General features: G+C 60.4%; 12 protein-coding genes and 1 tRNA gene. 7 read left to right on the plus strand and 6 right to left on the minus strand.

Features of this window, described 5'->3' with window-relative positions; genetic code table 11:
* Nucleotides 1-113: 113 nt before the first annotated feature.
* Nucleotides 114-2,129, minus strand: a complete 2,016-nt coding sequence (gene uvrB, locus ACVHNU_RS15255; protein ID WP_003226454.1) for an excinuclease ABC subunit UvrB — start codon at nt 2,127-2,129, stop codon at nt 114-116.
* Nucleotides 2,130-2,466: 337 nt separating this feature from the next.
* Here uvrB and ACVHNU_RS15260 point away from each other — a divergent pair, with 337 nt between their 5' ends.
* Together ACVHNU_RS15260 and ACVHNU_RS15265 are read left to right on the plus strand one after the other, a co-directional pair.
* Complete coding sequence (locus ACVHNU_RS15260; RefSeq protein ID WP_473017715.1) at nt 2,467-3,663, plus strand: amino acid aminotransferase; 1,197 nt, start codon at nt 2,467-2,469, stop codon at nt 3,661-3,663.
* A 226-nt stretch (nt 3,664-3,889) separates the two neighbouring features.
* Nucleotides 3,890-4,090 carry a hypothetical protein gene (locus tag ACVHNU_RS15265; protein ID WP_003226457.1) on the plus strand — a complete coding sequence of 67 codons (201 nt, stop codon included), beginning with the start codon at nt 3,890-3,892 and terminating at the stop codon, nt 4,088-4,090.
* Here ACVHNU_RS15265 and ACVHNU_RS15270 read toward each other — a convergent pair.
* Nucleotides 4,087-4,317, minus strand: coding sequence for a hypothetical protein (locus ACVHNU_RS15270; protein WP_003226459.1), 231 nt, complete (start codon nt 4,315-4,317; stop codon nt 4,087-4,089). The two genes, ACVHNU_RS15265 and ACVHNU_RS15270, sit on opposite strands and share 4 nt — an antisense overlap.
* Before the next feature lie 227 nt (nt 4,318-4,544).
* On the opposite strand from ACVHNU_RS15270, the gene ACVHNU_RS15275 reads away from it, so the two are divergent.
* Nucleotides 4,545-4,620 (plus strand) — tRNA-Asn (locus tag ACVHNU_RS15275).
* A gap of 122 nt (nt 4,621-4,742) precedes the next feature.
* Here ACVHNU_RS15275 and ACVHNU_RS15280 read toward each other — a convergent pair.
* Nucleotides 4,743-6,269: a nucleobase:cation symporter-2 family protein gene (locus ACVHNU_RS15280; protein WP_473017716.1), complete on the minus strand. Its 1,527-nt coding sequence runs from the start codon at nt 6,267-6,269 to the stop codon at nt 4,743-4,745.
* A gap of 253 nt (nt 6,270-6,522) precedes the next feature.
* Here ACVHNU_RS15280 and ACVHNU_RS15285 point away from each other — a divergent pair, with 253 nt between their 5' ends.
* Nucleotides 6,523-6,807, plus strand: a complete 285-nt coding sequence (locus ACVHNU_RS15285) for a BrnT family toxin (RefSeq protein WP_473017717.1) — start codon at nt 6,523-6,525, stop codon at nt 6,805-6,807.
* A gap of 3 nt (nt 6,808-6,810) precedes the next feature.
* Nucleotides 6,811-7,143 carry a BrnA antitoxin family protein gene (locus ACVHNU_RS15290; RefSeq protein ID WP_473017718.1) on the plus strand — a complete coding sequence of 111 codons (333 nt, stop codon included), beginning with the start codon at nt 6,811-6,813 and terminating at the stop codon, nt 7,141-7,143.
* A gap of 2 nt (nt 7,144-7,145) precedes the next feature.
* On the opposite strand, the gene ACVHNU_RS15295 is transcribed toward ACVHNU_RS15290, so the two are convergent.
* Complete coding sequence (locus ACVHNU_RS15295; protein ID WP_473017719.1) at nt 7,146-7,973, minus strand: arylamine N-acetyltransferase family protein; 828 nt, start codon at nt 7,971-7,973, stop codon at nt 7,146-7,148.
* A 100-nt stretch (nt 7,974-8,073) separates the two neighbouring features.
* Nucleotides 8,074-8,868 (minus strand): exodeoxyribonuclease III, encoded by a 795-nt coding sequence (xth, locus tag ACVHNU_RS15300; RefSeq protein ID WP_003226468.1) that lies wholly within the window; start codon nt 8,866-8,868, stop codon nt 8,074-8,076.
* A gap of 127 nt (nt 8,869-8,995) precedes the next feature.
* Here xth and ACVHNU_RS15305 point away from each other — a divergent pair, with 127 nt between their 5' ends.
* The gene (locus tag ACVHNU_RS15305; RefSeq protein ID WP_473017720.1) at nt 8,996-9,580 is read left to right on the plus strand and encodes a GNAT family N-acetyltransferase; all 585 of its coding nucleotides are present in this window, start codon (nt 8,996-8,998) and stop codon (nt 9,578-9,580) included.
* 89 nt (nt 9,581-9,669) lie between these two features.
* Nucleotides 9,670-9,975: a hypothetical protein gene (locus ACVHNU_RS15310; protein ID WP_201138490.1), complete on the plus strand. Its 306-nt coding sequence runs from the start codon at nt 9,670-9,672 to the stop codon at nt 9,973-9,975.
* Between the two features lie 77 nt (nt 9,976-10,052).
* Here the strand turns inward: ACVHNU_RS15310 and ACVHNU_RS15315 are convergent, their stop codons facing one another.
* On the minus strand, nt 10,053-11,621 hold the full coding sequence (locus ACVHNU_RS15315; protein WP_473017721.1) for a sensor domain-containing diguanylate cyclase: 1,569 nt from the start codon (nt 11,619-11,621) through the stop codon (nt 10,053-10,055).
* Nucleotides 11,622-11,716 lie beyond the last annotated feature (95 nt).

Here is an 11,716-nt window from a genome sequence, read left to right on the forward strand (position 1 = left end):
TCGCGAGCAAGCCCGCTCCCACAAGTTTCTTTGGTGATCACACATTTTGTGTACACCATCAATCCCTGTGGGAGCGGGCTTGCTCGCGAAGAGGCCCGGTCAGACGATGAAGATCAAACCGCCAACAGCCGCTCGCGAAGTTTGGCAATCTCATCGCGCATCTGCGCCGCCGCCTCAAACTCCAGATCCCGCGCCAGTTGATACATCTTCTCTTCCAGCGCCCGAATGCGCTTGGTGATTTCGCTCGGCGAGCGCAGTTCGGCTTCGTACTTGGCGCTTTCTTCGGCAGCCTTGGCCATGCCCTTGCGCTTCTTGCTGCGCGAGCCGGGCACGGTGGCGCCTTCCATGATGTCGGCGACGTCCTTGAACACACCCTTCGGGGTGATTCCGTTTTCCAGGTTGAAGGCGATCTGCTTATCGCGACGACGCTCGGTCTCGCCAATCGCCCGCTCCATCGAGCCAGTGATGCGATCGGCGTAGAGAATCGCCCGGCCATTGAGGTTCCGCGCCGCCCGGCCGATGGTCTGGATCAGCGAGCGCTCGGAACGCAGGAAGCCTTCCTTGTCCGCGTCGAGAATCGCCACCAGCGACACTTCCGGCATGTCCAGACCTTCACGCAGCAGGTTGATCCCCACCAGCACATCAAAGGTGCCGAGACGCAGATCGCGAATGATCTCGACCCGCTCGACCGTGTCGATGTCTGAGTGCAGATAACGCACGCGCACACCGTGGTCGGCGAGGTAATCGGTGAGGTCTTCGGCCATGCGCTTGGTCAGCGTGGTGACCAGCACCCGCTCCTCGACCGCCACGCGTTTGGTGATTTCCGAGAGCAGGTCATCAACCTGGGTCAGCGCCGGACGCACTTCAACCTGCGGGTCGACCAGACCGGTCGGACGCACCACTTGCTCGACCACGCGCCCGGCATGTTCGGCCTCGTAGTTGCCCGGGGTCGCCGAGACGAAAATGGTCTGCGGGCTCACCCCTTCCCACTCGTCAAAACGCATCGGCCGGTTGTCCAGTGCCGAAGGCAAGCGGAAGCCGTATTCGACCAGGGTCTCTTTACGCGAACGGTCACCCTTATACATCGCGCCGACTTGCGGCACGCTGACGTGGGATTCGTCGATCACCAGCAAGGCGTCGGCCGGCAGATAGTCATACAGCGTCGGCGGCGCGGCACCGGCCGGGCGCCCGGACAGGTAGCGCGAGTAGTTTTCGATGCCGTTGCAGTAACCCAGTTCGAGGATCATTTCCAGGTCGAAACGCGTGCGCTGTTCAAGGCGCTGGGCCTCGACCAGTTTGTTGTTGCTGCGCAGGTATTCGAGGCGCTCCTGCAACTCGACTTTGATGTGCTCGATGGCGTCGAGCAGGGTCTCGCGCGGCGTCACGTAGTGACTCTTCGGGTAAAACGTGAAGCGCGGCATCTTGCGGATGACTTCGCCGGTCAGCGGGTCGAACGCGGAAATGCTCTCGACCTCGTCATCGAACAGCTCGATGCGGATCGCTTCCAGATCGGATTCCGCCGGATAGATGTCGATCACATCGCCGCGCACCCGGAACGTCGCCCGGGCAAAATCCATGTCGTTGCGGGTGTATTGCAGATCGGCCAGACGCCGCAGCAAGGCGCGCTGATCGAGTTTGTCGCCGCGATCGACGTGCAGCACCATCTTCAAATAGGTTTCCGGGCTACCGAGACCGTAAATGCACGACACCGTGGTGACGATGATCGCGTCCTTGCGCTCGAGCAACGCTTTGGTCGCGGACAGACGCATCTGCTCGATGTGGTCGTTGATCGACGCGTCCTTCTCGATGAAGGTGTCGGACGACGGCACATAGGCTTCGGGCTGGTAGTAGTCGTAGTAGGAAACGAAATACTCGACCGCGTTGTTCGGAAAGAACGCCTTGAACTCGCCATACAGTTGCGCGGCGAGGGTCTTGTTCGGCGCCAGCACCAGCGTCGGGCGCTGTACCTGCGAGATGACATTGGCGATGCTGAAGGTCTTGCCCGAGCCGGTCACACCGAGCAGCGTCTGGTGCGCCAGCCCAGCCTCGATGCCCTCCACCAATTGGCGGATGGCTTCAGGCTGATCGCCGGCGGGCTCGAAGCGGGTGACTAGCTGGAATTCGGACATACACACCTCTGGGATCGCGGCTCGCGCAGAAAACAGCCGAGCCACGGGGATGACCGCAAACGACCGTTGTCGCCCAAGGAAAAACGAAGATTGTGCTCAATGTGGAGCCGATTGCCTCGCCTTTCAAGGCAAACGTCCTACATCCGGTAAAGTCTCTGACAGAGTCAATCGACTAACGGTCAAGAAATAATCGGAAAAACTTGCCTGAAAAGCTGAATCGCCTGTCGCCATTGCTCAGTGATGGCCTCTATACTAGCTCCCCGTTTGTGCACCGCTCTAGTGCATTCGGCTGGAGCGCGACACGTCCCTCCACTCTCCATTCAGAGCCGCCGTAATAATGAGCCTGTTCTCCGCTGTCGAAATGGCACCCCGCGATCCAATCCTGGGCCTCAACGAAGCATTCAACGCCGATACCCGGACCACCAAGGTCAACCTGGGTGTAGGTGTTTACTGCAACGAAGAGGGGCGAATTCCCCTGCTGCGCGCGGTGATCGAAGCCGAAACCATTCGCGCTGCTCAGCACGCCTCCCGTGGCTACCTGCCGATCGACGGCATCGCGGCCTACGACCAGGCGGTGCAAAAGCTGCTATTCGGTAACGACTCGCCGCTGATCGCTGCCGGTCGCATCGTCACCACTCAGGCTGTCGGCGGTACCGGCGCACTGAAAATCGGTGCCGACTTCCTCAAGCAACTGCTGCCGAACGCCGTCGTGGCGATCAGCGACCCGAGCTGGGAAAACCACCGCGCGCTGTTCGAAACCGCTGGTTTCCCGGTGCAGAACTACCGTTACTACGACGCCGCCACCCACGACGTGAACCGTGCCGGCATGCTCGAAGACCTCAACGCCCTGCCGAACGGCTCGGTCGTGGTGCTGCACGCCTGCTGCCACAACCCGACCGGCGTCGACCTGAGCCCGGCTGACTGGAAAAACGTTCTGGAAGCGGTCAAGGCCAAAGGTCACGTGCCATTCCTCGACATGGCTTACCAGGGTTTCGGCGACGGCATCGACGAAGACGCGGCGGCTGTGCGCCTGTTCGCTGAATCGGGCCTGACTTTCTTCGTCTCGAGTTCGTTCTCCAAGTCGTTCTCGCTGTACGGCGAGCGCGTTGGCGCCCTGTCGATCGTCAGCGAATCGAAAGAAGAAAGCGCGCGCGTGCTGTCGCAGGTCAAGCGTGTGATCCGCACCAACTACTCCAACCCGCCGACCCACGGTGCAAGCATCGTCGCCGCCGTGCTGAACAGCCCGGAACTGCGCGCGCAGTGGGAAGCGGAACTGGCAGAAATGCGTCTGCGCATTCGCGGCATGCGCGAGCAGATGGTTGCCCTGCTGGCCGAGAAAGCCCCGCAGCGTGACTTCAGCTTCGTCGGCCGTCAGCGCGGCATGTTCTCCTACTCCGGCCTGACCACCGAACAGGTGCACCGCCTGCGCAGCGAGTTCGGCATCTACGCCCTGGACACCGGCCGCATCTGCGTCGCGGCACTGAACCAGAGCAACATCAAAGCGGTCACGGATGCGATCGTTCAGGTCATCTGATTTCGCCTGGCAATGAAAAACGGGAAGCCTTGGGGCTTCCCGTTTTTTATTTGTCCGAAGGAATGCAACATTCCCTCTAAACTGCACACAAATCGAAACTGTAGGAGCGGGCTTGCTCGCGAAACCGGTGTATCAGCCAAAGATCATGGCGACTGACCCGACGCTTTCGCGATCAAGCCCGCTCCCACAGATTTCGTATACATCCAGGAATTCTGTGAGAACCCAAATGAAAAATGACAACCTGCGCGCCGACCGAGACGATCTGGATGATTTCATCCCTCGAACCACGGCCAAGCGCGACAAGAGCCTGGTGCTGCAAGTCGCAGCGGGCGTGTTCCTTGGTGGCCTGGCCTTGTGGCTGGTGCAACTGGCCGCCACCGCGGCTTATGCCAAGCTGATGCTCGGCACCATCACTTTCGGCGGTTAAGCCAGTTCCGTCGCACGTTGACTGGCTGCGTCGTCATAGGCGACGTACAGCGATTCGGCGATCTGGCTTTTGATTGCCTTGGTGCTTTCCAGGCCGAGCACGAAACCTTCGGCCTTGCCGCCGGCGCGGTTCAACTCCTCAGCGGTGCTGGCCTGGGTAATCGCGTCGAAGAGTTTCTCGGCGTGCGGGCCGACGCCTTTAGGCAGGCTGATCTGCGTGACGCTCATACGAACACCTCGCGTGAAAGAGAAATCAGAACGGTTTGAATCATGGCGCGTACCTTTTGGCAAATGGCCGGCAGCGCGTGTGACCACTTCCGGGCAGCCATGGTAGACCTGTGAGGCGGTTCTGGTAATCGCTAATCGCTGACAAAGCACCGTCCGTCCTGCTCAAACCAGAAATTTTATATCCTGTGCTTGACTTCTCTTTTTGAATCAGTAACATACGCACCAATTCCGCAATAGCTCAGTTGGTAGAGCAAATGACTGTTAATCATTGGGTCCCTGGTTCGAGTCCAGGTTGTGGAGCCAAATAGCAAAGCCCCTGAATCGAAAGATTCAGGGGCTTTTTTGTGGGCGATGGAAAAACCGCTGCGAAACGAAAAGGGCCGATCTGTCTCACAACAGATCGGCCCTTTTCATGCATTCAGCGATCAGACGTGTTCGCTGCTCTTCACTTGGGTCTTCGGCGTACCGTGACCGTGGTCATGATCGGCATCGACCTCGATCACCGGCACTTCCTTGCCATCGCAATCGTGCAGCTTGCCGTCGCTGAAGTAATCGCCTTCCCGCAGCGCCGCCAGGTCGCGATAACGCAGGGTGCGCTCTTCCGCTGCGGCAAACACCGACTGCTGGTCCGAGTTGCCGGCAGTGAAGTGGTTGAAAGTCAGGTTCAGCACAATCGCCATGATCGCCGACGAGCTGATGCCCGAGTGGAAAATGGTCGCGAACCAGCTCGGGAAATGGTCGTAGAAGTTCGGTGCGGCAATCGGGATCATGCCGAAGCCGATCGAGGTTGCGACGATGATCAGGTTGACGTTGTTGCGGTAATCGACCTTCGACAGGGTACGAATCCCGCTCGCCGCGACCGTCCCGAACAGCACGATACCGGCGCCGCCCAGCACTGACGTCGGCACCGCAGCGATCACCCGCCCCATGAACGGCAGCAGGCCGAGAATCACCAGGAAAACACCGCCGGTGGCCACGACATAACGGCTCTTGATTCCGGTCACCGCCACCAGCCCGACGTTCTGCGCGAAGGCGCTCTGGGTGAACGAACCGAAGATCGGCGCAAACATGCTCGACAGCATGTCCGCGCGCAGTCCGTTGCCCAGGCGCTTGGAGTCGACTTTGGTGCCGATGATCTCACCGACCGCCAGAATGTCCGCCGAGGTTTCCACCAGGGTCACCATGACCACGATGCACATCGACAGGATCGCGGCGAAGTGGAAAGTCGGCATGCCGAAGTGAAACGGCGTCGGAAAGCCGAACATCGGCCCTTGGGCGACACCGGAGAAATCCGCCATGCCGAGGAACACCGCGAGAATCGTGCCGATCACCATGGCCAACAGGATCGACAGACGCGAGATGGTCGAGCTGCCGACCTTGCTCAACAGCAGCACCAGCACCAGCGTCACCGCCGCCAGACCGATGTTCTGCATGCTGCCGAAGTCCGGCGCATGGCTGTTGCCACCCATGGCCCAACGCGCGGCCACCGGCATCAGCGTCAGACCGATGGTGGTGATCACGATGCCGGTTACCAGCGGTGGGAAAAACTTGGTGATTCGCGAGAACACCGGGGTGATCAGCAAGCCGATCAACGACGCGGCAATCACCGCGCCCAGCACAGACTGGAAGCCGCCCTCCCCGCCACTGCTGACGATCGCGACCATGGTCGCCACACCGGAGAACGACACGCCCTGCACCAGCGGCAACTGACAGCCAAAAAACGGTAGACCCAGGGTTTGCAGCAGTGTCGCCAGCCCCCCCGCAAACAATGAAGCAGCAATCAACAAACCAATGTCCGCCGGCGACAGCCCGGCCGCCTGGCCGATGATCAGCGGCACCGCAACGATACCGCCGTACATGGTCAGAACATGTTGCAGGCCGTAAGCCATATTCGCGCCGACCCCGAGATTTTCGTCCTCGGGCCGTTGGTGTGAAACATGGGGCGTTTTCATGTGGGGGGTTCCCTGGTTTTTGTTATGCGCACACTGTATTCAATACTCGTGACAAATGTCCATAGAGTTGTATACAACTTATCAGTCACATAATGGATAGGTAGCCACCCAAGCTTCTATCTCGCCACCCCCATCTCCCACAAATCCGGCAACACATCCCCTCCTGCCCCCGGTTTTTATCGCACTAGGCTGAAGTGTTCATGGCGACCAGCGGTGTATCGGCGCTGTTTTTTATACATATAAAGTATGCATAATGAAGTCATTCGAAATTCAGTACGACAAAAGCAAGAACGCAGCCAACAAACTCAAGCATAGAGGCGTCAGCCTTGCCGAGACCGAGCCGGTCTTTCATGACGAACGCGCGCTGACGATCGAGGACAACGACCATGACGAACAGCGCTGGGTCACCCTCGGTCTCGATGGCAAAGGACGTTTGCTGTTGGTTGCGTACAGTTATCGCGAAGCCAACGTCGTACGAATCATTTCTGCACGTGTCGCCACACCGAGCGAGCGTTGCGCTTATTTTCAGGAGGCTTGAACGATGAAAGAAGAATACGACTTCTCGCAGGGCAAACGCGGAGCCTTGGCGCCCACCAAGGGCAAAACCCGCATCACCATCATGCTCGATGACGCGGTCATCGAAGCCGCCCGCAGCGTGGCGGAAAACGAAGGGTTTGGTTATCAGACCGTGATCAACAACACCCTGCGCCATGCCCTGCTGGAGGCTGGCAGCAAAAAGCAGGAGGTCGAGCCGCCCCACTCCGGGCAATTCAAGAAAGGCATCACCGCCGCCGACCTCAAGAGTCTGGAAAAAAAGCTGTCGGCTGCGGTCGGGGAAATCCGCCGGGTACTGGAACCGGACGCCAAGCCCTGAGATCAGGCTGGCAGAATCACCCGCGCCAGCGACTGGCGCACATGCGGCTGGTCAGGCACGCGCAGGCCGAATTCCTGCTCCAGCACTTCAAGCAGTTCAGCGACATCCGCCACCTCGCGTCGCTCGCTGGCGCCGCCCATATGATGAATCGCGAAACTGCCGTTGTTCAGGGTCCGGCGCCAGCCATCGCCGGTGCGCGCAACCATCAGCCGCTGAGCAAACGGTGATTCCGGATGAGTCGATACGTACCAGTTGCCTAGGGTGTAATCGATGTCTTCCTGGCGTTGCAGGTCAAACAGGTACATCGCGCGCCATTCGCCGGCGACATTGGCGCGCAGCATGTAGCCATCGGCCTGTTTCTCGATGCGATAGGACTCGTGCGGCGTCGCCTGTTCAGCCTCGGTATCGAGCAGCAGCGGCGCGGTCGGCACCATACCGCCAAAGCCAACGTCGGTGATGTAGCGCTCGCCATCGATGATTACCAGGCTCAAGCGATGGGTACGCGCCGCCCACGTGCCTTCGGGTTGCGCCAGCACCACACGCCCGGAGATGCCACGGGCGTCGAAGCCCAGCTCCAGCAATAACGCCAGAAACAGATTGTTCAGTTCGTAGCAGTAACCGCCACGGCCACCGTGGAGAACCTTTTGTTCGACCGACGCCAGATCGATCAGTACCGGTGCGCCCGTGATCGTCGACAGATTCTCGAAGGGAAAGACGCCGGTATGGCGCAACTGCAACTGCCGCAGGGTTTCCAGCGTCGGTGCCGGTGGGGCATCGAAGCCCAGGTGTTGCAGGTACAACGTCGGATTCGCCAGACGTGGCTCGCTCATTGCTCAGTCCTTTTGCATGTGGCCGCGGATCGCTGCGCCGCTGGCCGACATGTATACGGGATCGGGCGCCGATTCCGACAATTGATTTCGCCAATCAACGTTACCGACGTTTGCGCGAACCGATGCGAATCCAGGTCGGCGCATGGTCGCTGGCGTGCGGTTCGTTGCGCACCCAGGCGTCTACACCAGCCTCATGCAAGTACGGGCTGAGTGCCGGGTTGAGCAGCAGATGATCGATGCGCAGGCCAGAGTTGGTTTGCCAATGCTGACGAAAGTAATCCCAGAACGTGTAGAGGCGATCATCGGGATACAGATGGCGCAGCGAATCGGTCCAGCCCTGATCAAGCAGCCGTTGATAACACTCGCGGCTTTCGGGTTGCAGCAGCGCATCCTTGAGCCACGAGCGGGTGTTGTAGATGTCCATGTCGGTGGGCACCACGTTGTAATCGCCGGCCAGCACCACCGGATGATCGCTGCCTTGCAGATCCTTGGCGTAACGGATCAAGCGCTCGAACCAGGCCAGTTTGTAGTCGAACTTCGGCCCCGGCTGCGGGTTGCCGTTGGGCAGGTACAGGCAGCCGACCAATACCCCGTGCACCGCCGCTTCCAGATAACGACTGTGCTTGTCCTCGGGATCGCCCGGCAGGCCGCGGCGGCTCTCCAGCGGTTGCGCATCACGGGCGAGGATCGCCACCCCGTTCCATGACGCCTGACCGTGCCAGATCGCGCCATAACCGGCGGCTTCAAGTTCAGCTACAGGAAATGCACTGTCGACTGACTTGAGTTCCTGCAGGCACGCGATGTCCGGTTGTTCGCGCTTGAGCCACTCCAGCAGGTTCGGCAAGCGTGCGCGCAAGCCGTTGACGTTGAACGTGGCGATCCGCAGGTTTTTCATCGTCCAGACTCCGACGAACAAGGTGTGAAAATTGTGACTCTGTAGCGGCGACGGTGGTTGCATCGGATCAACCGACTGCGGCGTAATAGGCGCTCGCCACTGCCCCAACCTGCCGAGACCTGCTCCCATGCTCACCACGCTGCAAGGCCCGCGCATCCTCCTGCGCCCGCTTCAGTACAGCGACGCCGACGCCCTGCTCCACGCCGCCGCTGACGGCGAACTGTGGAACCTCACCGTCACCGTGGTGCCTTCGGCGAGCACCATCGACAGCTACCTGAAGAAGGCCCTGGACGGCCGCGACGCCGGCACGGTCATGCCGTTTGTGATTGTGTTGAAGGATAGCGGCGAAGTCATCGGCTCGACCCGGTTCTGGAAGATCGACCCGCTCAATCGCAAGCTGGAAATCGGCAGCAGCTGGATTTCCGCGCGCTGGCAGAAATCCTTCGTCAACACCGAAGCCAAATACCTGATGTTGCGTCACGCCTTCGAGGTGCTCGACTGCGTGCGAGTGCAGTTCACCACCGACGAGAACAACCAGAAGTCGCGCAACGCGATTCTGCGCCTCGGAGCGCAACAGGAAGGCATCGTGCGCCACGAGCGGATCATGCCGGACGGGCGCAAGCGCAACTCGGTACGTTTCAGCATCATCGATGACGAGTGGCCGCAGGTGCGACAGGCGCTGGAGCAGAAACTGGCTGACGACAGGCGCTGAGGCTGAACAACCGCTCGTCAGCCAATCGGCACCAACGGGCAAAAGTGTCAGACCAAAGTCAGGTAACCGACCCCTTTTGGAGACGTACCATGACCACACGCACCCTCACCTCTTTGTTGCTCGCTGGCCTGCTTGCTACGGCCTCGGCTGCCAGCTTCGCCGCGAACGACAGTTCCGGCACCTCGACCAGCAATCCCGACGTCAACAGCAGCACGCCAAAGCCGCCAGACAACACGCCAGGCGCACCTGCCGGCAGTAACGGCACCGGCAGTCCCGGTTCTGGCAACGGCACCGGCACCAACGGCGGCGCCATGGGTTCGGGCTCCGGCGCTGGCGGCGGCACTGGCGCGGCCGGGGGCGGAACCGGCGGTGCGGGCGGTGGCTCGGGCAGCTGAACGAACCGGCGTTACGGTTGGTGATGAGACCCGCGTGAGGGAGCTTGCTCCCTCACCCTTGTTGAAGCGTCGAAACGTCAGCGATCCGAACGAATCAACTCGGCAAAGCCTGCATCCAGCGACAACACCGCCGCGCGATTGCGGCCGGCATTTTTCGCCTGATACAACGCCGCGTCAGCACGCTGGATAAACACCTCCAGGCTGTCATTGCCGCTGGGAATAAACGAGTAACAGCCCAGACTTACCGTCAGATACCCGGTCGGAGAGCCGCTGTGGGTGATGCGTTTGTCCATCACGCTGCGCCGGATCTGCCCGGCAATCGCCAGCGCGCCGTTGATGTCGGTGTCCGGCAACAGCACCGCAAACTCCTCACCACCGTAACGCACCGCCAGGTCAGACTTGCGCTGGGTACAATTTTTCAGCACCTGCGCCACCTGCGTCAGGCAATGATCGCCCGCCACATGACCGTAGGCATCGTTGTAGCGCTTGAAGAAATCGATATCGAGCATGATCAGACCGACCGGACTCGACTGGCGTGCGCCGCGGGCAAATTCGATCTCCAGCGATCGCTCGAACAGCCGCCGGTTTGCCAGCCCTGTCAGGCTGTCGTGGGTAGCGATCTGCTCCAGTGCCCGCTGCGCCTTGCGCAAGTTTTTCTCGATACGCTCGCCGTCGCGCACCTGATGAATGAACACCCAGCCGAACAGGCCGACGCCAAGAATCACCAGCGCCACAATCACGCTGGACTGAAAGGCCCGCTCATACCAACCCTTGAGAATCGTATCGCGCGATGACGCCGCCGCGACCACCAGCGGATACGACGCCAATTGCCGGTAGCCGTACAGACGCACCACGCCATCGACCACCGACTTGATCATCGCGGTACCGGCCGGGGCTTCGGGCAGCAGCTTCTGGTAAATCCTGCCTTTGGCCAGCGACGAACCGATCAGGCCTTCGTCGAACGGCCGCCGCGCCAGCAACGTGCCGTCCTTGAGGCCGAGAAACATGATGCCGTTGTTATCGAGGCTGAAGCTTTTGAAGAACCGGTCGAAGTACGCCATCTTGATCCCGGCCATCAGCACGCCCTGGAAATTGCCGGCACGGTCGTTGATGCGTTTCGAGATCGGGATGATCCACTCGCCATTCTCGCGGCTGCGAATCGCCGGGCCGATGTGCGCCACGGAGGACACGTTCTGCTGGTGAAACTTGAAGTACTCGCGGTCGGCCACACCATTGCCACGAGGTAGATCCGTAAATGACGTGATCACCCACTGACCGTCGCGATCGAACAGGAACATGCCGTGCAACTGTTCCAGTTGTTGCACCCGACGCGCGAAGGTTTTTTGCAGACGTGGTCGTTGCGCGGCGCCGTAACCATCGTCCTCGACCCAATCGACCAGGCTGGTGAGCACCAGATCGGCGGCCAGAAACGTGTCTTCGGCCTGCTGCGCCATGGCCCGGGTCAGGTTGGAAGAAGCGGTCTGCGCGTTCGCGAGATCCTGGCGTCGTGTCTGCTCAAGTTGCAGATACAGCAATCCGGACAGGCACAGGCACACTGCAACGATGAACAGCGCTGCCGCCTTGCGCAGCGGCAGGCGTTTAAGCGTGCCGGGAGTCTGATGCGGATCGTGAATGGGGATTGGCAAAAACGTGTCCTGGGCAGGTACGACAGGGGCCGCAGCCCGAAACCCTTACTTTTCGTGAGCGTAGCCCACCGGGGTGCGCACAGCAAACCCGCCGC

It is taken from the genome of Pseudomonas sp. Ors-4-3C, assembly GCF_055755035.1.